This is a genomic window from Sphingomonas sp. Leaf10, from assembly GCF_001421245.1.
In the GTDB taxonomy this organism is placed as follows: domain Bacteria; phylum Pseudomonadota; class Alphaproteobacteria; order Sphingomonadales; family Sphingomonadaceae; genus Sphingomonas.
The window spans coordinates 303,543-326,290 of sequence record NZ_LMKE01000006.1 but is presented as its reverse complement, the minus strand read 5'-3'; the positions used below and the strand labels follow the sequence as shown (position 1 = coordinate 326,290).

Here is a 22,748-nt window from a genome sequence, read left to right as displayed (position 1 = left end):
GCGCCCGACATAGGTCGTGTGCTTGACGGTGTTGGTGGCGGTGTCGATCCACGACACGGCGTTCGATCCGATCGACACGACCGCCAAGGTCTTCCCGTCCGGCGAGAAGCCCAGGCCGTGAACCAGCACCTGTCCCTTGTAGAGCGGGGAGAAGTTCATCGGCTGGGGATCGCCGAGTTTGATGACGCCGAGCAGCCGGTTGTCGGCCGGGTCGGTCACCGACACCGTGTTGGAGAATTGTTCAGACGCATAGACGCGGTCGCGGTGGCTGACGGGCATGTCCTTAGCGTTCCACGGCGCCTGCTGGGCCATGGCGAGGCCCGGTGCGGCGCTCATCAGCAAGGCGGCCGAGCGCAGGATGGTCCGGATCATGTCAGTGCTCCATAGGGCTATGGTGGTCGCCGCCCTGCGTCGGGGCTGGCGTCGAAGGCGGTAGCGGCTGGCCGATCGCCAGCTTCATGGCGGCGATCTCCTGCTGCTGATCGATGATGATTTCCTGCGCGATGCGCTTGAGCTGCTCGTTATGGCCGTAGCGCAGCTCCGCCACCGCCATATCGATGGCACCCTGATGATGCGGAAGCATCATCGCCACGAAGTCGCGGTCGACGTCACCGGACGGCTTGACCATCATGCCCGCCATCATCCGGTCCATCGCGACAGACATCATGGTAGCGTAGCCATCGGCGGGGGCGGCCGCGACTGCGCCGGTAAGTAGGGCCGAAGCCGTCAGACCCAGCATCCAATCTCGTCTACGCATAAGCCTCCAGCGCATCGGTCTCGAAAGCGTAGACGATGCTCGTCGGGGTTTATTCCGTGGCCAAAGCCATTTTATCGGTCCTCACCAAAACGATAGTCTCATGCTTCTGCGGTTGGTTGACCGGGTCGCGGTCGGACAGCATATGCGCAGGCACGGCGATGGATTTCCGCCGGGCCATTCGGTCGAACCGCCCTCGCAAGGGCCGATGATTCCTACCAGGCGCCGCAAGGCAGCAAGGAGGAATCGTGCGCGCGACATTTCGCAATCTCTATGACCAGTTCAACATGGCAGCGTTCATTCGCGATCGCCGCACCCATGCCACGTCGGTACTGCGGTGGGCTTTGATCCTGGTCCCGATGGCCGCAGCGGTGGGAACGCTCTGCGCGGCCTTCCTGCGGAGCCTCGACGCCGTAACCCGGCTTCGCTTCGCCTTTCCCTGGCTGCTCTACCTGCTGCCGATCGGCGGGTTCGTGGTCGGACTGCTCTACCATCTGACAGGGCGCTCGGTCGAAGGCGGCAACAACCTCATCGTCGAGCAAATCCACGAACCGGGGGGCGGCGTGCCGCTGCGCATGGCTCCGCTCATCTTCTTCGGCACGGTCGTGACACATCTGTTCGGGGGATCGGCGGGACGTGAAGGCACCGCCGTGCAGTTGGGCGGCAGTCTTGCCAGCGGGTTTGGACGCGCGCTCAGATTGGATGCGGAAGCGACACGCACCCTCCTTATGACCGGGATCGCGGCTGGGTTCGGCGCGGTCTTCGGGACGCCGATTGCGGGCGCGGTCTTTGCACTGGAGGTGCTGGCGATCGGTCGGGTCGAGTATCGCGCGCTGGTGCCATGCCTGGTCGCGGCGCTGGTCGGTGACTGGACCTGTCTTGCCTGGGGCATTCATCACGGCGTCTACCATGTCGATGCGCTGGTGCCGGTCGACGCGCTGCTCGTCGCCAAGGCCGGTGTCGCCGGCATTGCCTTCGGTCTGACCGGGCTGACCTTTGCCGAGGCCAATCACGCGCTGGGCGGATGGTTGAAGCGCGTGATCCCCTATGGCCCACTACGACCCGTTATCGGCGGGCTGGCCGTGATTGCGCTGGTCTGGCTGCTCGGAACCCGCGACTATCTTGGCCTGGGTACGCTCGCCGCGACACCGGACAGCCTGACCATCGCCAGCTTCTTTGGTCCCGATACGCACTCGTGGAGCTGGGCGCTGAAGCTGCTCTTTACCGTCGTGACCCTGAGCGCGGGCTTCAAGGGGGGCGAGGTCACGCCGCTGTTCTTTATCGGCGCGGCGCTCGGCAATGCGCTCGCGCCGATGTTCGGAGTACCGTCGGGGCTATTCGCAGCGATCGGCTTCGTCGCGCTGTTCGCGGGCGCGGCCAACACACCGCTGGCTTGCACGTTCATGGGGATCGAGTTGTTCGGCGCGGCCTATGCGGTGCCGATCGCAGTCGCGTGCTTCGTCGCCTACCTCTGCTCAGGCCACAACGGCATCTACCTGTCGCAGCGCGTCGCTGTGCCAAAGGTACCTGCCGCACACCTCACACCCGACGCGACCCTGCGCGATGCCCGCACGCACCGCGCTTCTCGCCGGCGCACGCGCGCCTGATCCTGTTTCCTGTCGAAAGCCCGTCATGCCCAATCGTTTCACCGTCCATCACCGCGAAGTCGGGATGCTGCGCATCTATCTGAAACCGTCCGACAAGATCGGCCCGCGTCGCTTCTGGGGGGCAAAGCCGCTCTATCGCGAGCTGATTCGCACCGCGAAGGCGGACGGCATCATCAACGCCGTCGCGCAAAATACCCATTACGGCTTCAGCAATCACGAACCGATCCGGGAGAACGGCTCGGAAATTGCCGATCCGCATCTGACGATCTGTGTCGAACTGGTCGGCGATCGCGATCAGCTCGACCTCTTCTGTCGCCGGCATGGAGATCTGATCGGCGACAAGGTGATCGTCTACAAACGACTGGAGCATTGGACTATCACGCGCAAAACTGAGCTAACCAGAGCCTGATCGGCGTTCCCGTAAAGGAAGGTCGAACGGGACAAAACGAGCGGAGCGGCCTTTCCTATGCCTATAGGGGGCAGTTTTCCCGAAATCTGTTCCCATTTGCTCTTTCCCGAAAATGTCCCGGAGAGACGGAGAAATGGGACTGCCAAATGGTGTGCCGCAGCAGCCAGTGTCGCGGCGGGGGAGCGTGCAACGAATGACTTTTGATCGGGCGATGCTGCCCCTCGGTCGAGAACCGATGACTGGCCGTTCTTGGCGATAGCGGTCGTACCCGTGACCTGACCGGAACGGCAAAAAATGGTCGAAAGCGGACTACCAAACGGTGGGCACCTGAATGACATCGTCTAATCGACCGCCAGGCGACGTAACAGCCCCGTCAGCGTTGCTGGTAAGCGCGTCTTACGCACCAACGAGGCTGATGATTGTATCACGCTGCGGTACGCAGTCGCTCCGGCAACGGTAGTTCGACACTGCTGGTGCTCTGCCCGTCTAGGATATCGGCGAAGCGCTGATAGGCGCGAATACAGCCATCCTGCGTCGCCTTTTCGCCGCGCGCCGGGGCGCGTGAATGGCGGCGCAGCTTCAGGTCGGTGTCGAGCCGGTATGCGCCCCAACCTTCGCCATCAGGGATGATCCAGCAACGGCCGCCGCTCTGCGGCAGCCAGAGCCAGCAGTGCTCGGCAACTACGGAGCGGTCGCCGTCGAGGAAAATCAGCGCGACGTTGGGAACGCCTTCATAATCCTGCGAAAAGGATATGTGAATGATGTTCCGGCGCGACTTTTGAACCCAATTGGTCCAGTGGAGCAGATTGAGAGGGTGGATCGGTGGGCCAACAATAATCGCAAGATTGTCATCAAGATCGGCTTGCCGGCCGAACGAGCCGGTCAGGAGATGGCCGGTAGCGATAATGAGGTTGGCTGCCTGCTGCTGAGGCGTGCGTTCGATCATATTCATTGCCTTTGATTGTAACCGGCGCAGGCAGAGCCACGCGCCGATCTTATTGTGTTCCGCCCTTTAATGAGCGCATTTTCTCTGTCAGTTCTGGTCTGGGCTCAGGGCGCGAGCAGTTCGCGCTTGAGGGTTTGTGTCGCGATGACGTCGTGAAGCACGCGGTCGCCAAAGTGTCCCCAGTCGGCGGCGTAAGAACGGTGGGCGCAGTGCTCGGCGACGAAGCCGGTCAGCCGCCGCGTCGCCTCCAGCACGGACGTGGTGCCGCCCGTCAGATGGCGCCAGCGCATCAACAACGCTGCGGTGGTCAGCACGTCGCCCTCGCAAACCGAGCGGACCGCCGACCATTTGCCGTGCTGCATCAGTTGGGAAACGAGGTCCGGCCGGGAGGTCAGTTTCGCTGGAATGCCCAGCCGGGCGGCGACTTCGGCGAGATGGGCTGGTGCGGCCCCGCCGCACATCTCGGTGCAAAGATCGACGTGCCCAGAAACATCACGCCGCCATGGCGACAGCAGGCCGGCTAGGCTTGCCGGCAACCGCAGCCCGGCATCTATTGCCCCGATCAGGATCTGCGGCAGGTCGGAGTGGAACCCGCCCCATGTGACTAGCTGGGCACGGCCGAGCTGTTCCATATCGGCGAAGAAGGCTTTTAGGACAGCGGCTTCATCCTGTTCCGGCAGACCGCGCGTTTCCAGCCGAACCGGGCGCAGGCCGTCCTCAGCTTCGGTCATTACCAGCCAGCTCAGTGTCGTGATCCGGTGGCAGGGCCAGCGCGGCGTCACGCGCGGGTCGGTACGCATTTCGCGTGGAGAAAGATGGGTGGCATCGGCGGGCAGGAAGCGTTCGGCCGCCTGGTAACGCGCGTGCGCTTCATGGTCATAGGCGAGTTCGGCATCGAGAACGACGACGAAGCGGGGGGTGTTGCTCTTCCAGAGCGAGGTCAGGTCGTGGTGCATGGTGGTTCTCCGGCGGGCTGTCGCGCCCGCGTGTCGAGGAAAGGAAAGGTCAGCGGGTACCTGGCTGATTGGCGCGCCAGCGGCCGAGGGCGCGAAGCGCGGCTTGTGCAGGGTGACTGGCGTCATCGAAATCGCCGAACAATCTTGCCCAGCACTGCCACCCGGCCACCGCCTCGTTAATCAGTTCCACCGCGGTGGTTGCCGGATCCGGCAGCAGGACGGTCGGCATGGCCGCGTCGCATCTGGTGACGGATGTGCCCGGGCCGCAGATGCACGGCATATGAGGCGCACGCGCCTGACGGACATGCCAAGTGTGCCCGCGAGGCATGTCGCGCCACCGCCCGGCCACGTCGCCAGCGGCGGAAAGGATGCGCGGATGCTGCGCAAGATCCGCGAGCGCCTGTAGTCGGCGAGGAACGCTGCCCCAATTGTCCCAACTGATAATAACGCCGTCCGCGGGAATGCGCTGCTCAAGCCAGTTGATCAGGTCGTTGACGGTGTCGTCCTCGCCAAGACAGCGAGCGTCGCCGACAAAGCGGTAGTCGTCATTATCCCGGGTAACCGTGAGCATGCCGATCCCGCATAGGATGCGAGCATCTGGCCGGTGTCCGGCAGCGGGACAGGCGCCGATGGTACGCACAGCAAGTGCGATCGATGAGGGCGCGAAACCTCGCGCCTCGATCGACAGGTCGATGAGAGACATAGTGTTTTCCTTAAAATTGACTGCGGTGCGGCCGGGTTGGATCAATCGGCAGCTTGCAGCAGGTCCGCGATATGGAGCTGGACGGCAGGGTGATCGGCTCCGACCAACCACCTGGCGGAATAGGGGCGGAGGGCCGTAGCGATGCCCTGGCCGAAGGGGATCACTTGGGTGAGGCGGCGTATGATTTGTCGGACCGCGGTGATCGTGTCGGCATTTAGTTGCCGATTAGTACTGAGACGATGGCCGCCGTCGAGGCGAGTCACGCTCGCCAAGGCAATGATAGGTATAGGACGCATGTGTGCTGTGCTCCAGGCGCGCACCCTCGGCCGAAACCGCGCGAAGCGGTTGGGGTGAGGATCACGGATGGTGGGGAAGGACCGGCAGCGCCGGTCGACGGTGAAGATCGCGATCAAGGGCAGAGCCGGCGGGTGCCAACTCTCATTTTCCCCTCTTCAGAACCTTCGCTTCGCCTTCCCTCCAGTTCAGCGCTACCGGCGCTCTTTTCGATGCTGCCGGCACGGTAATCGCTCAAATTTTGCGCGCACCGGAACCTTGCATCGCCGCCTTGCTCTGCGCGATTATGCCCCGCATGTCGGGGTCGGGCGGCCGGACGTGCAGGGCTTCGTCGGCAGCCCGGTCGGCTTCGGCGCGACCAAGGGCGTGTTCATCACCACCTCCAGCTTCAGCGCCCCTGCGATCGACTTCGTCCGCCACGTGCCGCAGCGCGTGGTCCTGATCGACGGCGCGTGCCTCGTCGAGCTGATGATCGAACACGGCGTCGGCGTTCGCGTAAGCCGCACCATCGCGGTGAAGCGGCTGGACGAGGACTGTTCGCGAATGAGTGATGCATCAAATATGCGACATATCACTAGATATGATGCATATTTGATGCTAAACGGTCCGGATGGTAGCCCAGTCGCGATATGCCGAAAATGCGCTCAAGTTAATGGCCGATACGCTACGCGCCGCGCGAACAGAGCAGCGCCTATCGCAAGCGGACCTCGCCGGTCGGGCGGGAATATCAAGATCCTTGCTCGTGCGGGTCGAACGCGGGGAACCGGGTTGTGCGATCGGTACCGTGTTCGAACTGGCGGCGATCCTGAAGGTGCCGCTGTTCGGCCTCGACGAAAAGGAAGTGGTGCGCGAAGCTAACCGCGTGGCCGATAGGCTCGCACTGTTGCCCGCCGCTGTTCACAGCCGCCGGGTTCCCGTTGACGACGATTTCTGATGGCGGATCAGGCGTTCGTCTGGGTCTGGCTGCCCGGATACACCGAGCCGGTCGTGGCGGGCCGTATCTTTCGCGACGGGCAGCGGCTGTCGTTCAACTATGGTCGCAGCTATCTTGCGCGCGAGGACGCGGTCCCGCTGTACCTGCCGGAACTGCCGCTCGTCCTAGGCGCAATCGTGCCGTTGCCCGGTCTTTCGATACCGAGCAGCTTGCGCGATGCCGCGCCCGACGCCTGGGGACGCCGGGTCATCCTCAACCGTTTGTTGGGGCGGCAGGCGCGGGATGGCGATGTCGATCGCATCGACGAGCTGAGCTATCTGCTCGAGTCAGGGTCCGACCGGATCGGCGCGCTCGATTTTCAGGCCTCGGCGACCGACTATGTTCCGCGCGCTGCGATCGGCGCGACGCTGGAGGAACTGGTCCAGTCGGCCGAGCGGGTCGAAGCCGGCATCCCGCTGACGCCTGAACTCGACCGCGCACTGCATCATGGCAGTTCGCTGGGCGGCGCACGACCCAAGGCGCTGCTGACCGACGGGACGACGAAATATGTCGCCAAATTTCCCGCAGCTGGCGACGTCCATAATGTCGTGAAGGCCGAATATGTAGCGATGCGGCTCGCCGCCGAGGCCGGGTTGAACGTCGCGCCGGTACGGCTGGTGCAGACGCAGGGTAAGGACGTGCTGCTGGTCGAGCGCTTCGACCGTGTGGCAGTCGGTGAGGACTGGTCGCGCCGGGCAATGGTGTCGGCGCTGACGCTGCTCGAACTGGACGAGATGATGGCACGCTACGCCAGTTATGAGATACTGGCCGAGATCATCCGCCACCGCTTCGCCAGACCGCGCGAGACGTTGCGGGAGCTGTTCGGCCGCCTGATCTTCAACGTGTTGTGCGGCAACACCGACGACCACGCGCGCAACCACGCGGCGTTCTGGGACGGCGCTTCGCTGTCGTTGACGCCAGCCTACGACATCTGTCCGCAAGCTCGCGCGGGTGGTGAGGCGGGGCAGGCGATGCTGATCCATGGCGCGCGCCGCGACAGTCAGTTGGGGCTCTGCCTCGACGCGGCTGGCGCTTTCCTGCTGACCCGCGAAGCGGCCGACGCCATCATCGACCACCAGATCGCCATTATCGGTGAGCGCTATGACGCCGTCTGTGATGAGGCTGGCCTTTCCGTTGTCGGACGCGACCTGATGCGCGGGCGGCAGTTCCTCAATCCCTATGTCTTGCAGGACTATCGCAAAGCGTAGGGGCGACCACGCCCCGCCCGAGGCGGCGAAGCCGCAACCCCCGCGTTAGCGCTGGCAACGCGTGAGTGGTGCCACCTCGGCGCGCAGCGCCGATCCAAGTGGCGCCGAAGGCGACGCCGCATACAATATGGTGAATCGTAGATGCACCATATTGTAGGTATTGCGCCTAAAAACCCAAAATACGAATTCCGGCGGTTTTTGTTGGAAATCTGCCTTTTCCTGGCAAAATTCAGCGTACGCCGTCCAAATTTTCCGCAAAACCCGAATAACGCCGGCCAAAGAAATTATATTACCTTTCCAGGCAACTAGATAACAAATACGCTCAACATGTTCCAAGTGTAAGGCTACATAATCGACGGTCCCTTTGTGCCTCTTGCAACGGCTTGGGACGGCGAAATTCATATTACGGGGAAAAATCTTAGACAGGAAATTTCAATTATAACTCAATAAAAGAAATAAACGTTCGTATTCCAAATCTATTCGGGTTTTGGGCAATTTGGGATCAAAGGTTTTTCACTTTTCATCGCTCATACGAGCCTATGGCGCGAAACGGTAGCGAGCTGTCGGCACTTCGGTTCGCAGCGCGATCGGACGAAGCGCCGGTAGGGTCGAAAGTTTTTTAGCGGTCGTTCCGTCCACGCTTAGCGCCAATTACAGTTGCGGCTAACGCAACGAGCCTGGTTTCGCACGAAATATCTGTTATGCTGGATATATGGAAAATGACTTGGCTATTGTTGCGTTGGGCGCGCTGGCGCAAGGAACACGCCTGGATGTGTTCCGCCTGCTGGTCCGCCACGAACCGACTGGTCTGGCGGCCGGCGAAATCGCCCGCCAACTCGACGTGCCGCAAAACACCATGTCGGCGCACCTCGGCATTCTCGCCCGTGCCAGCCTGGTCCGCTCCGAACGCCATAGCCGGTCGATCATCTATCGCGTCAATCTGGATGGCCTGCGTGCGCTGACGCTGTTCCTCGTCAAGGATTGCTGCGCGGGCAACGCGGAACTGTGCGCGCCGCTCGTCCCCGAACTCGCCCCCTGCTGCTGAAGGACGCAATGTGGCCGTCGATGTCGTCATCTATCACAACCCCGCGTGCGGCACGTCGCGCAATGCGCTTGGGTTGATCCGCAATGCCGGCATCGAGCCACATGTGGTCCAGTATCTGAAAACCCCGCCCGCTCGCGCGCTTCTGGTCGAGCTGATCGACCGCGCCGGCATGACCCCGCGCGATCTGCTGCGCGAGAAGGGCACGCCCTACGCGGAGTTGGGCTTGGGCGACACGTCGCTGCCCGACGAAGCGCTGGTGGATGCGATGATGGCGCATCCGATCCTCATCAACCGGCCGCTCGTCGTCTCGCCGCTCGGCGTGAAGCTGTGCCGCCCGTCCGAAGCCGTCCTCGATCTGCTGCCGAGCGGCCAGCTCGGGGCGTTCGCGAAGGAAGACGGCGAACAGGTGGTCGATGCTTCAGGCCAGCGCGTCGCCTGATGCTCCTTGCCGTCCTGATCTTCGTCGCGACGATCGCGCTCGTCATTTGGCAACCCAAGGGACTTGGCATCGGATGGAGTGCGATGGGCGGTGCCGCTGTGGCACTGCTCGCGGGCGTCGTCACGCTGTCCGACGTGCCGGTGGTGTGGGGCATCGTCTGGAACGCGACCGCTGCGTTCGTCGCGATCATCGTCATCAGCCTGTTGCTGGATGAAGCCGGGTTCTTCGAATGGGCGGCTTTGCATGTCGCGCGCTGGGGCGGGGGGCATGGTCGCCGGCTGTTCGTCCTGATCGTGCTGCTCGGCGCGGCGGTGTCCGCGCTATTCGCCAATGATGGCGCCGCGCTGATCCTGACGCCGATCGTCATCGCCATGCTGCGGGCGCTGGGGTTCGAGGACAAGGCGACGCTGGCGTTCGTCATGGCGGCGGGGTTCATTGCCGATACCGCCAGCCTGCCGCTGGTCGTCTCGAACCTCGTCAACATCGTGTCGGCCGACTTCTTCGATATCGGGTTCGGGGAGTATGCGTCGGTGATGGTTCCGGTCGATCTGGTATCGATCGCCGCCACGCTGGGCGCGTTGTTGCTCTTCTTCCGGCGCGACATACCGCACGATTACGATGTGGCCGCGCTGCGTGCGCCCGGTGCCGCGATCCGAGACGCCGCGACCTTCCGCGCCGGAGGGATCGTCCTTGCCCTGCTGCTGGCCGGGTTCTTCCTGCTCGAACCGCTCGGCGTGCCGGTCAGCGCCGTGGCCGCTACCGGCGCGGTTCTGCTGCTGGTGATTGCCGGACGGGACCATGTCATCGAGACGCGCAAGGTGCTGCGCGGTGCGCCGTGGCAGGTCGTGATCTTTTCGCTGGGCATGTACCTGGTCGTCTATGGCCTGCGAAACGCTGGCCTGACGGATCATCTGGCGGCGCTGCTCGACCGCACCGCGCAAGGCGGGGTGTGGGGCGCGGCGCTGGGAACGGGTATCATCGCGGCTGTCCTGTCGTCGGTGATGAACAACATGCCGACCGTGCTGGTGGGCGCGCTATCGATCGATGCGACGCAGGCGACCGGGGCGGTGAAGGAAGCGATGATCTACGCCAACGTGATCGGCTGCGACCTCGGCCCCAAGCTGACCCCGATCGGCTCGCTCGCGACGCTGCTGTGGCTGCACGTCCTCGGGCAGAAAGGCGTGCGGATCGGGTGGGGCTATTACTTCCGGGTCGGGGTCACGCTGACCGTGCCTGTCCTGCTCATCTCCCTGGCGGCACTCGCGCTGCGAATTGGGATTGCCTGATGCCTCTCCGCGACCTTGCCGACCCCGATCATCTGCCGGCCCTCGATCGGCGCTATGCGTTCGATCGCCCCCCCCTCGAGCTGGGCGCTGGTGATCCGCCGCCCCGCATCCTGCTGCTCTACGGGTCGCTCCGGGAGCGATCCTATTCGCGACTGTGCGTCGAGGAGGCGGCGCGGCTGCTCCGCTTCTTCGGGTGCGAGACGCGTATCTTCGACCCCGCAACGCTGCCGCTGCCCGATCTGCACGCTGGCGACGATCACCCCGCTGTCCATGAACTGCGCGAACTGTCGATGTGGTCGGAGGGACAGGTGTGGTGCAGCCCCGAACGTCACGGCCAGATTACCGGCATCATGAAGCTGCAGATCGACCACCTGCCACTGAGCATGGGCGGGATGCGCCCGACGCAGGGTCGTACGCTGGCGGTCATGCAGGTGTCGGCCGGATCGCAGTCGTTCAACAGCGTCAACACGCTGCGCGTGCTGGGCCGCTGGATGCGAATGGTGACGATCCCCAACCAGTCGTCAGTCGCCAAGGCGTTCGCCGAGTTCGATGACGCCGGGCGCATGAAGCCGTCGAGCTATTACGACCGGATCGTCGACGTGATGGAGGAACTGGTGCGCTTCACGGTCCTGCTGCGCCCGCACACCGCCCAGCTGGTCGATCGCTATTCGGAGCGAAAGGAAGCCGGCACGGTGATCGACACCGCCACCGACCTGTCGAGTATCGCCACGAAACCTTGATGCGGGCGGCTGCGACCGGAACGGAACGAACCTTCCCTGCGCTGGACGGAGCGGCGGCTGCGTCGAAGGCGGCTTGAGCAGGTTTTCGCTTTATCGTCAGTTCGTTACAAGGCCGAAAAAGGGAAGCCGTGTTGACGATCCGATTGTTGTTTCGCTGCGCCAGTGCAGTTTCTGTCTTGGCGGTCCTGCCCGCCTGCGTTCCTGCTGGTCGACCTGCCGCCCCGCCGCCTCCTGTCCCGGTCGCCAATCGTACTCCCGCATCCGTCATTCCCGAAGCACCGTTGGTCGTCGCCCGGCCGCAGCCATCGGCGGACCTGCTGAACGCCGTGCAAGCACTGGGCGCAGGTTTCGAGGGCCAGGTGGGCATCAGCGTGCGCGATATCGACGAAAACTGGGTCGTCGACTGGCAGGGCGACACCCCGCGTCCACAGCAGAGCGTCAGCAAGCTATGGGTCGCCATCGGAGTCATGGATGCGGTCGATCGGGGGCGATTGTCGCTTGCCGATCCGGTGACCGTCACTCGCGCCGACCTGACCCTGTTCCACCAGCCGATCCGGACGCTGGTCGGAAAGACGGGCTACAAGACGACGGTCGGCGATCTGCTGCGCGGCGCCATGTCGCGCAGCGACAACACCGCCAACGACGTGCTCCTGTGGCGGATCGGCGGTCCTGCGGCCGTCAACCGGATGTTGAAGGACAAGGGTGTTGCCGGCGTCCGCTTCGGTCCCGGTGAGCGGCAGTTGCAGGCGCGTACCGCCGGACTGGCATGGCGTCCCGAATGGGCCGGTGGCTGGGGGTTCCTGCAAGCGCGCGCCGCGATGTCCTATGCAGCGCGCGACAAGGCGCTTCGCCGCTATCTCGACGCGCCGCTGGACGGCGCATCGGCCAATGGCCTGACGCTTGGACTATCGTTGCTGGCGCAGGGCCGGCTGCTCAGCGATAGGTCGACCGCATCGCTGCTGACGCTGATGCGAGCCAGCAAGACCGGTCCGCTACGCCTGAAGTCCGGCCTGCGTCCCGGCTGGACGCTCGCCCACAAGACCGGGACCGGGCAGGATCTCGGCGAATTGTCGACTGGCTATAACGACGTCGGTCTGCTCGTGGCGCCGGACGGGCATCGTTATGCGCTTGCCGTGATGATCGCGAGCACGCGCCTGCCCATTCCGGCGCGGATGCGGCTGATGGGCGATGTCACGCGGGCGGTGATCGCCGCGGCCAACCGGTAACCCGCGACGCCCTATCGATCGGGCAGGCTGGCCCGGTCAGCGCTCCAGGTGGCCAGCGTCTTGCCGGTTCGCGGGTTGTCGATCGCTACATCGTCCAGCGTCACCGCGATGATGCAGATCGGGCGCTGTTCGGGACCGGCGGGTTGTCGACAGGCCACGGGCGATCGATCCGCCGCTCCGCCGATCCTGCCGCGCAGGCGAAGTTGCAGACCCTGATCGGCGGGCACCTCGTCCGGGGCCGCGCGCACCACGGTCTCGTAGGGCTTTCCGTCCCGAAGCCCTTGCCCGGCACCATCGGCAAATTGGGCGACGGCCAATGTCTGCCCTGGCAGGGTGACGGCATCGGCACCGATGGGCGCGGCGCTGTCCTGCGCCGCCGGGCAGGTTTCGCTCGCCGTCCACGGGCGGGGAATCCAGAACCCTTCCGCGATCGTGCCGGTCGCCGATCCATCCTCCGACGCGCCCAGATCGGCGCCGCCCCAGATGACCGGCGTGACATGAACCCGCAGCGCCCTTGCCTCGGCATCGTAACGCCAGCGCATCGGACTGTCGCTGTCCGCATCGGAAGGCCCGCGACATCCGAAGGGAAGCCGCACTTCGAACCGCTGCCCCGCCAGATCGGCCGCCGCCTTCGGCAGGGACCGGCCCGATGCGAACGCATCCGCTGCCTGCGATGCCAGTGCGATCAGGTCGGCACGGGTTTTGACGATATCGCGCGGGTCGGGCAGCGAGGGCGCGGGTTGGACAACCGCAGGTGCCGTCGCGACCGGGGCGGCGGCGGGCGGCGCGACCTCGCGCGGAGATGTGCCCCGCCCGATCAGGAACCCGGTTCCGCCGACCGCCAGGGCAATCGCCAGACCGCCTGCCAGCGCAAGCCGGCTGTTCCGCAAGGTTGGCTCGTTCATACGGCATCGATAGCAAAGCCCGCCAAATTGGCATACCCAAGGCCATGACATCCGACGATATAATCCCGGACGTGCTGCCCGATCGCGGTATGTCCTCTGCCCGGGCGATAGCCGCTTGACCTTCGATCAGGTGCTGACGCTGCTGGTTCTGGTGCTGGTCGTCGCGGCGCTGATCTGGGACAAGGTACGCTCGGACGTCGTGGCGCTCAGCGGTGCGGCCGTCCTGCTGATTGCCGGCGTCGTGCGGCCGATCGACGTCCAGAGCGCCTTCGCCAGCCCGGCGATCATCGCGCTCGCCTCGCTGTTCGTCATCGCTTATGCCCTCGAACTATCGGGCCTGCTCGATCGCGCGATCGAGGCTGCGGTCAGGATGTGCAAGCGGCTGGGGTCGGCCGGCATCTGGCTGATGCTGGGTGCGATCGGGGTCGCGTCCTGTTTCCTCAACAGCACGCCGATCGTCGTGCTGGGCGCGCCGGTCGTGCGCGATGTCGCGACCGCGCTCAAATTGCCGCCCAAACGCTATCTGATGCCGCTATCGTACATCACGGTGCTGACCGGCTGCTGCACCCTGATCGGGACGTCGACCAATTTGCTGGTCGACGACATGGCGCGAAATGCCGGGCAATCGCGCTTCGGCATCTTCGAGATTACTCCCGTGGGTCTGCCGATCGCGCTGGCGGGCGCGATCTACCTGTTCCTGTTCAGCGGAAAGCTGATGCGTGGCAGTATCGCAGATGACAGCCCGGTTCCCGACCGACGCGACGTCGACGTACCGAACGCCCAGGTCGGCGATCCGACATTGTTCGCGGAACATCGCGTCTTTCAACCTGCCAAGGCGGCGATTGCGTTCGCCGTCTTCGCCGGCGCGATCGCCGTGGCCGCCGCCGGCATTGCGCCGATCGCCGCATCGGCCTTTGCCGGGGCCGTGCTGCTGATCCTGCTGCGCGTCATCACCGCCGACGAAGCCTATGGCGGGCTGCGGCCGCAGATACTGATCCTGATCGCCGGCATGGTCGTCATCGGGCTGGCAATGGAGCAAAGCGGCCTCGCCGCGACGGCGACCGGGGCGCTGGTGGGATCGATGCAGGAGTTCGGACCGCTGACCGCGCTGATCGTCCTGTACGGCGTGACAATGGTGCTGACCGAGCTGCTGTCGAATGCGACCGTGGCCGTTCTGGTCACGCCGATCGCGGTCGCGCTGGCGGAGAGCCTTGGCGTCAGCCCCCGCCCGTTCCTGGTCGCGGTAATGATGGCGGGCAGCGCCGCGTTTGCAACGCCGTTCGGATACCAGACCAACGTTATCGTCTATCAGATGGGCGGTTATCGCTACATGGACTTCGTAAAGGTCGGTCTGCCCCTGAATCTCATCACCTTCGCCGTTGCGATCGTGACGATCCCGGTATTCTTTCCGTTCTGAACGATGCTGCGGCCCGATCGTCGATTGGCCGCGCCAGCCCTGGAATCCCGCCATGCGCATCCTCGTCTATCTCGTCCGCGGACTGGCCGGGCTGCTGATCCTGGTCACCGCGCTCAGCATCGTTGAATCGAATGAATGGTGGATCAGGATCTGGGATTTCCCGCGGGTCCAGATTCTCGTGGCACTGGTGCTCGCCGGAGGGGCGGCACTGTGGCTGGATCGACGGGTCGGGCGCTGGGTCGCGCTGTGCTGTGCAGTCGCGGCCGGGTGGCAGTTATATCGCATCTATCCCTATACGCCGCTCGCCCGGACGGAGTTGGCGTTCGCGAAAGCCAGCTCCGCCTCACCGGATCGGTGCTTCAGCATACTCTCGCTGAACGTCCTCGAATCCAACCGCGACTATCGCCGGACAGCGCGGCTGATCGATCGGTTCCGTCCTGATCTCCTGTTGTTGATGGAAACCGACAAGCGCTGGGCAGCGGCGCTGGCACCGCAACTGGCACGCTATCCAAACCGGCTCGAACGCCCTCTCGGCAACACCTATGGTATGATCCTGGCGACCCGTTTGCCGATGCGCGACGCCAGCATCGAAACGATCGCCGAAAAGAACACGCCATCGATGCATGCCGAAATGACGGCGCGGGACCCGTTCCGGTTGATTGCGTTGCATCCCCGGCCACCCTTGCCAGGACAGGATACCGAAGCACGCGACGCCGAAATAGCGATTGCGGCACGGCGCGCTGCCCGCACCAGACTGCCGGTACTGGCGATCGGCGATTTCAATGACGTGGCATGGTCGAACACATCACAGCTGTTCAAGCGCATCGGCGGCTATCTCGATCCCCGCATCGGGCGCGGCAAGTTCGCCGCTTTTCCGGCACGAACACCGCTGCTTGGTTGGCCGCTCGATCACCTTTTCGTTACGCCGGAATTTGCGGTGCGTGATGTGGCGGTGCTGGAGGATGTCGGCTCCGACCATTTGCCGGTCCATGCCCGCCTGTGCCTGACCGGACGGCCTGCGGACAGCAAGCGCCCCGAACCCGTATCGCGCGAGGACCGCCGCGACGTGAAGGAGGTGTTGCAGGAATATCGCGAGGAGCAACGTCGCCCATGACATGCGCCGTGCGGGGGATCGATCGGCATGGTCGATATTTCAAGCCGGATGGCGGGGCGGGACTTCGAAGAAGCGCCGCATGGAACCAGCTCGCCGACGGGAGCAGGCGTGCGCAAACTGACCAACATTACATCCTTTGGACTGCTGGCGCTGCTGACGGTGGCCATGCCATCCGCAGCGGTGGCGCAGATCACCGACGACGGATTGCTGCACGAAGCGGTCGGCGCGCCCGATAACTGGCACCTGTCGGGCAGCGTCCGTGCTCGGTTCGAGGCGATCGACGGCCAGTTTCGCGAGGACGCGGTCAACCGCGATCAGGTGCTGGCGCTGCGCACGACGCTGTTCGCCGAATATGATGCCGGGCCGGTGCGGTTTGGTGCGGAATTCCACGACGCCCGCGCCTATTTCCAGCGGCGCGGATCGTCGGTCGGGACCGACGTCGTGAATGCGCTCGAATTCTCGCAATATTATGCCCAAGGCGACCTTGGCGAGGCATTGGGGAGCAACAGTGCCAGCTATCTGAAGGCCGGGCGGATGACGATGCAGCTGGGGTCCGAACGGCTCGTCGCTCGGCAGGGGTTTCGAACCTCGGTAACGTCGTTCACCGGGCTGCGGCTGACGCGTGAGGGAGACGACGATCGCGCATTTGTCGCTTTCTGGACCATGCCTACCGTCCGGTTGCCGACCGGCACCACCGCGATCCGGCGCAACCGGCCGCAGTGGGATCGTGAGAATACCAATCTGCAACTGTTCGGTGTCTTCAACCGCATGCCTCTCGCGGGAGAAACGCGTCTCGAAACCTACGTTTATGGCCTGATCGAACGCGGCGAAAGCCAGGCGGATCGTAGCGACCGGCGGCTGTTCACGCCGGGCGTGCGACTGTTCGCGCGGCCGGACCAAGGCATGACGTTCGAGGTCGAGGCGATGGCGCAATATGGACGTGGGCGCGACGGCAGCCCGGACAGCGGCAAACCGGTCGTGCCGGTCGAGGCCTATGGCTTCCATGGCGATGTCGGCTATCGCTTCGCAGGCGGATGGAAACCCGAGCTGACCGCATTCCTCGACTATTATACCGGCAATAGGCGGGAGGATCGGATCGGACGGTTCGACACGCTGTACGGTGCCCGGCGGTTCGAATTCGGGCCGACCGAATTGTTCGGCGCGGCGGACCGGTCGAACATGCTTTCCCCCGGCGTACGACTGAAGGCAACCCCGACAAGCGGACTATCGGTGATGGGCGACTATCGCCTGCTCCGCCTCGCCAGCGCGGTCGATCGTTTCAGCAACAGCGACGTGCGTGACGCCACCGGGCGTGCCGGGCGCAACGCCGGACAGCAGGTGCAGCTGCAGGTCGAATATGAGCTGGTCGCGGATATCCTAGCGCTCGATCTCGGCTATGCGCGGCTGTTCAAGGGGCGGTTTCTGCGCGAGGCGCCTAACGCACCCGACCCGCGCGATGTCAGTTACGGCTATGCCTCGATCATGTTCTCCTTCTAACCGCCGGCACATGGCTGTACCGGCAGGTAGCGTCTTTCCTTTCAGCGCCAATCCGGCGATTGGACACTGGATCACGGAACCTCAGCCATCGCGCCACTTCACCGGGATGCGAAGATAAGTGATGCCGTTTGCCTCGGCTTCGTCGAAATGGCCCGCGCGGATGTTGACCTGGATCGAAGGCAACAGCAGCTTGGGCACCGACAGCCCGGCATCGCGCTGTTCGCGCATAGTGACGAACGCGTCCTCGCTCACGCCGTCATGGACGTGGACGCTCGTGCGGCGCTGTTCGCCCACGGTCGTCTCCCAGCGATAGTCGTCGCGACCCGGTGCCTTGTAGTCGTGGCACAGGAACAGCCGCGTTGCGTCGGGTAGCGCCAGCAGGCGGCGGATCGAGCGATATAGCGTCCGCGCGTCGCCGCCGGGGAAGTCAGCGCGGGCGGTACCATAGTCGGGCATGAACAACGTATCTCCGACGAACGCCGCATCACCGATTAGGTATGCGACATCGGCGGGGGTGTGGCCGCGGACGTGCAGCACCTCGACCTCTAGCGCGCCGATCGCGAAGCGGTCGCCATCCTCGAACAGTCGGTCGAAATCCGATCCGTCCGTCTTCAAGTCATCCATCGCGAAAACCGGGCGAAAAATCTTCTGCACGTCGCGGATATGCGCGCCGATTCCGATCCATGCGCCGGTATGCGCCTTGATGAAGGGGGCGGCCGACAGGTGATCGGCATGGGCGTGCGTCTCCAGCACCATCGCGATCCGCCAGTCCTGCGCGCGGGCGAAGCCGATGATACGTTCGGCCGAGCGGGTATCGGCGACGCCACTCGCCATGTCGAAGTCGAGCACGGGGTCGATCACCGCCGCCGTTCGCGTCGCGGGGTCGCCGACAAGATAGCTGATCGTGTTGGTCGGCTCGTCGAAGAATGCCTCGATAAAGGGCTGGGTCATGAATTCCTCCGTTAGCGCTTGCTAATATATTAGCGCATGCTACATAAGCAATACCTAATGGAGTTTTGATGATGCTGAAGCCGATGGACTTGGCGACCTTCGAGGCGAAGGCCGGACAGGTGGCCGACACGCTGAAGGCGATCGGCAACGCGCGGCGGCTGATGCTGCTGTGCAAGCTGGTCGAGCATGGCGAGGTGACGGTCGGCGATCTGGCCCGCGATGTCGGGCTGTCGCAATCGGCCTGCTCGCAGCACCTCGCCAAGATGCGCGACGAAGGCCTCGTCACCTATCGGCGGGAAAGCCAGACGCTCTGGTACGCCATTGCGGACCCCCGCGTCGAAACGCTGCTCGCCACCCTCTACCAGCTCTATTGCAAGGATTGATGCGATGACGCTTGCGACCCTTTCCCCCGCCGACACCCGCGCTGCGATCGATGCCGGTGCGCGCCTGATCGACATTCGCGGTGCTGACGAACATGCGCGGGAGCGCATCCCCGGTGCATTGAACGTACCGCTCGACCGGATCGGCAATCTGCCGCGCGACGACCGTCCGGTCGTCTTCCACTGCAAGTCGGGGATGCGCACCGCCGCCAATGCCACGCAGCTCGGCGCGGCAGCCGGCGGCGCACTGGCCTATATCCTCGAAGGCGGCATCGATGCGTGGCGGCAGGCGGGACAGCCGACTGTCGCCGATCGATCGCAGCCGCTGGAAATCATGCGGCAGGTGCAGATCACCGCCGGGGCGCTGGTGCTGACCGGCGTGCTGCTCGGCACGTTCGTCGCTCCCGGCTTCTTCGGGCTGTCGGCGTTCGTGGGGGCGGGGCTGATATTCGCGGGTGCGACGGGATGGTGCGGCATGGCAAACCTACTGCGTGTGATGCCGTGGAACCGGCGCGCGGCCGCCTGAGGCGATCATGGACACCGCCGCCATCGTTGCCGCGCTCGCATCGGGCGGCGTGATCGGCCTGATCCTCGGCCTTGTCGGCGGGGGCGGGTCGATCCTCGCCGTACCGCTCCTGATCTATGTCGTCGGGGTCGGATCGCCGCATGCCGCGATCGGGACGGCCGCTGTCGCCGTTACGGTCAACGCGTTGGCCAGCCTGATCGGCCATGCGCGCGCCGGCCGGGTGAAGTGGCGGTGCGCCGGTGTCTTCGCCGTGTCGGGGACGATCGGCGCCGCGCTGGGGGCCGAGCTGGGCAAGGCGTTCGACGGCAAGCGGCTGCTCGCCCTGTTCGGGCTGTTGATGATCGGCGTCGGAGCGTCGATGCTGCGCAAGCGCCGCACGGCGGAAGCGCCCGACGTGCGCCTGACCCGCGACAGCGCCGCGACGCTGCTGCCGCGTCTGGTGCCGATCGGGCTGGGCGTCGGGCTTGCCGCGGGCTTCTTCGGGATCGGTGGCGGGTTCCTGATCGTGCCGGGGCTGATCCTTGCGACCGCGATGCCGCTGCCCTTTGCCATCGGTACGTCGCTGGTCGTCGTCAGCGCGCTGGGGCTGACCACCGCCACCTCCTACGCCCTGTCGGGACTGGTCGATTGGGGCGTGACGGCGCTGCTGGTCGTGGGTGGCGTCGTCGGGACGATCGGCGGTATTGCGCTGGGCAGGGTTCTCGGCACGCGCAAGGGCCTGCTCGAACGCGGTTTTGCCGCCGTGGTGATCGCAACCGGGACTTACATCATCACGTCATCCGCCTGAGCCGCACCCTTTTCGAGAACGACCATGCGAAGAGAAGGGTCACGTTTCAGTTGCGTCTGCTGCGTCCTGCCGGTTCCTGTTTCCCAAAATGCTTTTCCGGAAATGCTCCATGGACATGGAGTATCCAGAAACAGGCGGGTGACTCGAAGTCGAGCGCCGCTACGGAATGGCCTCGGCTGGGATCGGCCGGCAAGCGGGCAGGGTTGGCGAGAGCCAACGCGTTGGTATCAGCGGATCAGGTCAATTTTGAACAGTCGCCGGCCGCCGTGGATTTTTTAAGTCCGATGCCTTTCCATGCGACCAGTGCATGGTTATCCTGATTAACGAGCCTCAGATGATCCCACGATAAAACATGGGCTTAGATGGTTAAACTATTGGCGTGACGGTCCTGCCGCCCCAGCCATATTCCCATCTAAGTTATTGTTTTAGCGGCAGGAAATCGGTCGCAGCCACTGGATTGGGCCGGTGGGTGTGACGGCTCCATGTGGAGATGCCGTACCTGCGATCCAGAACGTCGAGCGCCGAGGTGCCGTCTATTACTGGCGCCGTACCGTCCGTTTTCAGGATGGTAAGCCTTTTACCCTACGTCTCAGCCTTCGGACGACCGCCCAGGCGGTGGCGCGCAGCATGGGGTGCGCGATGACCGCGAAGAGCGAGACGCTGAAGATGACCTTGGGCCAGGACGGCCGAGCCGCAAGCCTGACGACCGTCCAGAAGGCCGGGATCTTCCGCAAGGCGATGGAGGGGATGCGCGATCACCTCGAGCGGGTCCACGTCGGCTACCAGCGCACCGATCCCGACGCGACGTTCATGATCGAGGGGCTCGTCGGCATCTACGAGGCGATGCTAAGGGATTTCGTCGTGAACGGCGTCCCGGAGAATGTGGGTATGCCTATGGCCCGGAAGCCAAGCTCGCGCAGCTTGCCGTGACCGGTACGCTGGCCGACAGCTTCTACGCCAGCGCCGACCAACACCTCGTCGAGGCGCTGGCGGCGGCGCGGGCCTGTTGCTGAAGTCGAACGCCGTGATCAGCGAGTGGATCGAAAGCCCGATCCGCTATCGACCGGACGACGAGATCGTCAGCGATCTCGCGGCCTTGGCCGACAGCGTGATCGATACCCGGTCGATGGCCTATCATTATGCCAGTCTGGGACGGAGCGCCGCCGATCGGTGGCTGGAAGGCGACGGCGCGGTGCCAGTGAAGAAGTATTTCTACGCGCTGCGTCCCGCGCTCGCGATCCGCTGGCTGCGGCGTGAGGGTGGACGCCGTCCGCCGATGGATCTGCAATCGCTGGTCGATGCGGTGGCCCTGTCGAACGGACTGATGGACGACATCACCGCGCTGGTGGCGGCGAAGCGGCGGAGCAACGAGCGGAGCAATTCGGCGCGCATCCCTGCGCTCGACGCGCTGATCCGCGACGAGCTGACCCGCGTTGACGAGGTGCGGGGCGACCCCGCCGATCCGTGCTCCCGCGAGCGGGCCGAAGCGCTATTCCTGCATCTGGTGAACACATGATCGAGATAGATGGAGCGGAAGGCGAGGGCGGGGGACAGGTCGTGCGCAATGCATGCGCCCTGTCGATCGTCACGGGAGAGCCGGTCCGCATCACGAACGTCCGCGCCAGGCGGTCGAAGCCGGGGTTGATGCGCCAGCACGTCACCGCGATCGAGGTGGCGTGTGCGATTAGTGACGCGTCTTGCGAAGGGCTGATGGTCGGGTCATCCGAAGTGACGTTCCGACCTGATCGGGTCCGGCCCGGCGCGTATCGCTTTTCGGTTGGAACGGCGGGATCGACGGGACTGGTGTTGCAGACGGTGCTGATGCCTTTGCTGCTCGCTGACGGTCCGTCGCGGCTGGTGCTGGAGGGCGGCACCCACAACATGCTCGCTCCGCCGTTCGAGTTCGTCGAGCGCTGCTTTTTGCCGATCATCCGCCGGATGGGCGGGCAGGTGGAGGCGCGGCTGACCCGTCACGGCTTCTATCCGCGCGGTGGCGGGCGGATCGAGGTGGATATCGCCCCCGGCCCGCTCCGGCCAATCGAGTGCCTGACGCGGGGAGAGGCGCTGGGCGTGTTGGCTTGCGCCTTGTTTGCAGGGCTGCCCATGTCGATCGCCGAACGCGAGATCGCCATAGTCCGCAAGGCGTTCGACTGGTCGGAGCGCGAATGCTTCATGCGCGAGTTGCCGGTAGATCAAGGGCCGGGCAACATCCTGCTACTGGAGGCACATTTCGAGCATGTCACCGAGATCGTTAGTGGCTTCGCGCAACTCGGCGTGACGGCGGAGCGGGTCGCGAAGACGGCGGTGGGGCGGATGCGCGGCTATCTGGCGTGCGAGGCCTTGGCAGCGACGGTGATCGAGCGCTTCACAGGGCGACGCACCCGGTTCGAGCAGCAGGTGGGAGGGGCGCATGCCGTGACGATCGCCTGACGGATTGCGAGCGTAACGACTTTCTGCTATCTGCCCCGCAAGCCCGCACCAACTGGCGGGCCGCACGGAGACATGCTGTGTTCGACCTTGCCGCCTATTGCGGTGCACGGGTCGGCGGTCTCCGGCCTTTCGCGTAAACGTCCCACGACGTTCGC

General features: G+C 64.5%; 25 protein-coding genes, 1 pseudogene and 1 riboswitch. Of the genes and pseudogenes, 19 read left to right on the top strand and 7 right to left on the bottom strand.

Going from position 1 to position 22,748, the window contains the following annotated elements; translation table 11 throughout:
* Positions 1-372: YncE family protein (locus ASE59_RS20610; RefSeq protein ID WP_414899161.1), on the bottom strand; the 372-nt coding region annotated here is incomplete at its 3' end.
* A gap of 1 nt (position 373) precedes the next feature.
* Positions 374-739 carry a DUF305 domain-containing protein gene (locus ASE59_RS07955; RefSeq protein WP_219994278.1) on the bottom strand — a complete coding sequence of 122 codons (366 nt, stop codon included), beginning with the start codon at positions 737-739 and terminating at the stop codon, positions 374-376.
* Between the two features lie 163 nt (positions 740-902).
* Positions 903-979, top strand: a riboswitch (Fluoride riboswitch).
* A gap of 23 nt (positions 980-1,002) precedes the next feature.
* Between ASE59_RS07955 and ASE59_RS07950 the strand changes: the two genes are divergently transcribed.
* Together ASE59_RS07950 and ASE59_RS07945 are read left to right on the top strand one after the other, a co-directional pair.
* Entirely contained in the window at positions 1,003-2,361 is a 1,359-nt protein-coding gene (locus ASE59_RS07950) for a voltage-gated chloride channel family protein (RefSeq protein WP_042489218.1), read from the top strand.
* Positions 2,318-2,770 (top strand): DUF190 domain-containing protein, encoded by a 453-nt coding sequence (locus tag ASE59_RS07945; protein WP_204200589.1) that lies wholly within the window; start codon positions 2,318-2,320, stop codon positions 2,768-2,770. Before ASE59_RS07950 ends, ASE59_RS07945 begins: the two co-directional genes overlap by 44 nt.
* Positions 2,771-3,194: 424 nt before the next feature.
* Here the strand turns inward: ASE59_RS07945 and ASE59_RS07940 are convergent, their stop codons facing one another.
* The 3 genes from ASE59_RS07940 to ASE59_RS07930 form a co-directional block, all read right to left on the bottom strand.
* Positions 3,195-3,716, bottom strand: a complete 522-nt coding sequence (locus ASE59_RS07940) for a hypothetical protein (protein WP_156359951.1) — start codon at positions 3,714-3,716, stop codon at positions 3,195-3,197.
* Between the two features lie 104 nt (positions 3,717-3,820).
* Positions 3,821-4,672, bottom strand: a complete 852-nt coding sequence (locus ASE59_RS07935; RefSeq protein ID WP_056454739.1) for a hypothetical protein — start codon at positions 4,670-4,672, stop codon at positions 3,821-3,823.
* Positions 4,673-4,721: 49 nt separating this feature from the next.
* Positions 4,722-5,375 (bottom strand): hypothetical protein, encoded by a 654-nt coding sequence (locus ASE59_RS07930; RefSeq protein WP_056454736.1) that lies wholly within the window; start codon positions 5,373-5,375, stop codon positions 4,722-4,724.
* A gap of 363 nt (positions 5,376-5,738) precedes the next feature.
* Here ASE59_RS07930 and ASE59_RS20605 point away from each other — a divergent pair.
* From ASE59_RS20605 to ASE59_RS07885, 8 genes and pseudogenes are all read left to right on the top strand, one after another.
* A pseudogene (locus tag ASE59_RS20605) lies at positions 5,739-6,080 on the top strand (restriction endonuclease); the annotation flags it as partial.
* A gap of 199 nt (positions 6,081-6,279) precedes the next feature.
* Positions 6,280-6,603, top strand: a complete 324-nt coding sequence (locus tag ASE59_RS07915) for a helix-turn-helix transcriptional regulator (protein WP_056454724.1) — start codon at positions 6,280-6,282, stop codon at positions 6,601-6,603.
* Complete coding sequence (locus ASE59_RS07910; protein ID WP_056454721.1) at positions 6,603-7,850, top strand: type II toxin-antitoxin system HipA family toxin; 1,248 nt, start codon at positions 6,603-6,605, stop codon at positions 7,848-7,850. The genes ASE59_RS07915 and ASE59_RS07910 overlap by 1 nt, the downstream gene beginning before the upstream one ends.
* A gap of 712 nt (positions 7,851-8,562) precedes the next feature.
* Complete coding sequence (locus tag ASE59_RS07905; protein WP_056454718.1) at positions 8,563-8,895, top strand: ArsR/SmtB family transcription factor; 333 nt, start codon at positions 8,563-8,565, stop codon at positions 8,893-8,895.
* Positions 8,896-8,905: 10 nt separating this feature from the next.
* A complete protein-coding gene (gene arsC, locus ASE59_RS07900) occupies positions 8,906-9,334 on the top strand; it encodes an arsenate reductase (glutaredoxin) (RefSeq protein WP_056454715.1) in 429 nt (142 codons plus the stop codon).
* On the top strand, positions 9,334-10,620 hold the full coding sequence (locus tag ASE59_RS07895; protein ID WP_056454711.1) for an arsenic transporter: 1,287 nt from the start codon (positions 9,334-9,336) through the stop codon (positions 10,618-10,620). Before arsC ends, ASE59_RS07895 begins: the two co-directional genes overlap by 1 nt.
* Positions 10,620-11,360 (top strand): arsenical resistance protein ArsH, encoded by a 741-nt coding sequence (arsH, locus tag ASE59_RS07890; RefSeq protein WP_056454708.1) that lies wholly within the window; start codon positions 10,620-10,622, stop codon positions 11,358-11,360. The genes ASE59_RS07895 and arsH overlap by 1 nt, the downstream gene beginning before the upstream one ends.
* A 266-nt stretch (positions 11,361-11,626) precedes the next feature.
* On the top strand, positions 11,627-12,586 hold the full coding sequence (locus ASE59_RS07885) for a serine hydrolase (RefSeq protein ID WP_056454881.1): 960 nt from the start codon (positions 11,627-11,629) through the stop codon (positions 12,584-12,586).
* Positions 12,587-12,597: 11 nt separating this feature from the next.
* On the opposite strand, the gene ASE59_RS07880 is transcribed toward ASE59_RS07885, so the two are convergent.
* Positions 12,598-13,491, bottom strand: a complete 894-nt coding sequence (locus ASE59_RS07880) for a hypothetical protein (RefSeq protein WP_056454705.1) — start codon at positions 13,489-13,491, stop codon at positions 12,598-12,600.
* A gap of 115 nt (positions 13,492-13,606) precedes the next feature.
* Here ASE59_RS07880 and ASE59_RS07875 point away from each other — a divergent pair, with 115 nt between their 5' ends.
* Genes ASE59_RS07875 through ASE59_RS07865 form a run of 3 tightly spaced genes read left to right on the top strand, consistent with a single transcriptional unit; the run spans position 13,607 to position 17,519 of the window.
* Positions 13,607-14,908 (top strand): SLC13 family permease, encoded by a 1,302-nt coding sequence (locus ASE59_RS07875; RefSeq protein ID WP_056454703.1) that lies wholly within the window; start codon positions 13,607-13,609, stop codon positions 14,906-14,908.
* A 52-nt stretch (positions 14,909-14,960) separates the two neighbouring features.
* Entirely contained in the window at positions 14,961-16,022 is a 1,062-nt protein-coding gene (locus ASE59_RS07870; RefSeq protein ID WP_056454700.1) for an endonuclease/exonuclease/phosphatase family protein, read from the top strand.
* Positions 16,023-16,049: 27 nt separating this feature from the next.
* Positions 16,050-17,519, top strand: a complete 1,470-nt coding sequence (locus ASE59_RS07865) for an alginate export family protein (RefSeq protein ID WP_082458167.1) — start codon at positions 16,050-16,052, stop codon at positions 17,517-17,519.
* An 81-nt stretch (positions 17,520-17,600) separates the two neighbouring features.
* Here ASE59_RS07865 and ASE59_RS07860 read toward each other — a convergent pair whose 3' ends face one another.
* Positions 17,601-18,470 carry an MBL fold metallo-hydrolase gene (locus ASE59_RS07860; protein ID WP_056454694.1) on the bottom strand — a complete coding sequence of 290 codons (870 nt, stop codon included), beginning with the start codon at positions 18,468-18,470 and terminating at the stop codon, positions 17,601-17,603.
* 68 nt (positions 18,471-18,538) lie between these two features.
* Between ASE59_RS07860 and ASE59_RS07855 the strand changes: the two genes are divergently transcribed.
* The 6 genes from ASE59_RS07855 to rtcA all read left to right on the top strand — a co-directional run bounded on the left by ASE59_RS07855 (position 18,539) and on the right by rtcA (position 22,593).
* On the top strand, positions 18,539-18,853 hold the full coding sequence (locus tag ASE59_RS07855) for an ArsR/SmtB family transcription factor (RefSeq protein WP_056454691.1): 315 nt from the start codon (positions 18,539-18,541) through the stop codon (positions 18,851-18,853).
* Between the two features lie 4 nt (positions 18,854-18,857).
* Positions 18,858-19,376 carry a rhodanese family protein gene (locus tag ASE59_RS07850; RefSeq protein ID WP_056454688.1) on the top strand — a complete coding sequence of 173 codons (519 nt, stop codon included), beginning with the start codon at positions 18,858-18,860 and terminating at the stop codon, positions 19,374-19,376.
* Between the two features lie 7 nt (positions 19,377-19,383).
* A complete protein-coding gene (locus ASE59_RS07845; protein WP_056454685.1) occupies positions 19,384-20,163 on the top strand; it encodes a sulfite exporter TauE/SafE family protein in 780 nt (259 codons plus the stop codon).
* 639 nt (positions 20,164-20,802) lie between these two features.
* Positions 20,803-21,093: a hypothetical protein gene (locus ASE59_RS07840; RefSeq protein WP_056454682.1), complete on the top strand. Its 291-nt coding sequence runs from the start codon at positions 20,803-20,805 to the stop codon at positions 21,091-21,093.
* 76 nt (positions 21,094-21,169) lie between these two features.
* Positions 21,170-21,679, top strand: a complete 510-nt coding sequence (locus ASE59_RS07835) for a DNA polymerase beta superfamily protein (protein WP_056454679.1) — start codon at positions 21,170-21,172, stop codon at positions 21,677-21,679.
* Positions 21,676-22,593: an RNA 3'-terminal phosphate cyclase gene (rtcA, locus tag ASE59_RS07830; protein ID WP_056454676.1), complete on the top strand. Its 918-nt coding sequence runs from the start codon at positions 21,676-21,678 to the stop codon at positions 22,591-22,593. The genes ASE59_RS07835 and rtcA overlap by 4 nt, the downstream gene beginning before the upstream one ends.
* Positions 22,594-22,748: the final 155 nt, after the last annotated feature.

Coding starts and splice junctions, on each gene's coding strand:
- ASE59_RS07955 (WP_219994278.1), bottom strand. CDS start 739: ATGCTGGGTCTGACGGCTTCGGCCCTACTTACCGGCGCAGTCGCGGCC.
- ASE59_RS07945 (WP_204200589.1), top strand. CDS start 2,318: ATGCCCGCACGCACCGCGCTTCTCGCCGGCGCACGCGCGCCTGATCCT.
- ASE59_RS07940 (WP_156359951.1), bottom strand. CDS start 3,716: ATGATCGAACGCACGCCTCAGCAGCAGGCAGCCAACCTCATTATCGCT.
- ASE59_RS07935 (WP_056454739.1), bottom strand. CDS start 4,672: ATGCACCACGACCTGACCTCGCTCTGGAAGAGCAACACCCCCCGCTTC.
- ASE59_RS07930 (WP_056454736.1), bottom strand. CDS start 5,375: ATGTCTCTCATCGACCTGTCGATCGAGGCGCGAGGTTTCGCGCCCTCA.
- ASE59_RS07915 (WP_056454724.1), top strand. CDS start 6,280: ATGGTAGCCCAGTCGCGATATGCCGAAAATGCGCTCAAGTTAATGGCC.
- ASE59_RS07910 (WP_056454721.1), top strand. CDS start 6,603: ATGGCGGATCAGGCGTTCGTCTGGGTCTGGCTGCCCGGATACACCGAG.
- ASE59_RS07905 (WP_056454718.1), top strand. CDS start 8,563: ATGGAAAATGACTTGGCTATTGTTGCGTTGGGCGCGCTGGCGCAAGGA.
- ASE59_RS07895 (WP_056454711.1), top strand. CDS start 9,334: ATGCTCCTTGCCGTCCTGATCTTCGTCGCGACGATCGCGCTCGTCATT.
- arsH (WP_056454708.1), top strand. CDS start 10,620: ATGCCTCTCCGCGACCTTGCCGACCCCGATCATCTGCCGGCCCTCGAT.
- ASE59_RS07880 (WP_056454705.1), bottom strand. CDS start 13,491: ATGAACGAGCCAACCTTGCGGAACAGCCGGCTTGCGCTGGCAGGCGGT.
- ASE59_RS07870 (WP_056454700.1), top strand. CDS start 14,961: ATGCGCATCCTCGTCTATCTCGTCCGCGGACTGGCCGGGCTGCTGATC.
- ASE59_RS07865 (WP_082458167.1), top strand. CDS start 16,050: ATGGTCGATATTTCAAGCCGGATGGCGGGGCGGGACTTCGAAGAAGCG.
- ASE59_RS07860 (WP_056454694.1), bottom strand. CDS start 18,470: ATGACCCAGCCCTTTATCGAGGCATTCTTCGACGAGCCGACCAACACG.
- ASE59_RS07855 (WP_056454691.1), top strand. CDS start 18,539: ATGATGCTGAAGCCGATGGACTTGGCGACCTTCGAGGCGAAGGCCGGA.
- ASE59_RS07850 (WP_056454688.1), top strand. CDS start 18,858: ATGACGCTTGCGACCCTTTCCCCCGCCGACACCCGCGCTGCGATCGAT.
- ASE59_RS07845 (WP_056454685.1), top strand. CDS start 19,384: ATGGACACCGCCGCCATCGTTGCCGCGCTCGCATCGGGCGGCGTGATC.
- ASE59_RS07840 (WP_056454682.1), top strand. CDS start 20,803: ATGACCGCGAAGAGCGAGACGCTGAAGATGACCTTGGGCCAGGACGGC.
- rtcA (WP_056454676.1), top strand. CDS start 21,676: ATGATCGAGATAGATGGAGCGGAAGGCGAGGGCGGGGGACAGGTCGTG.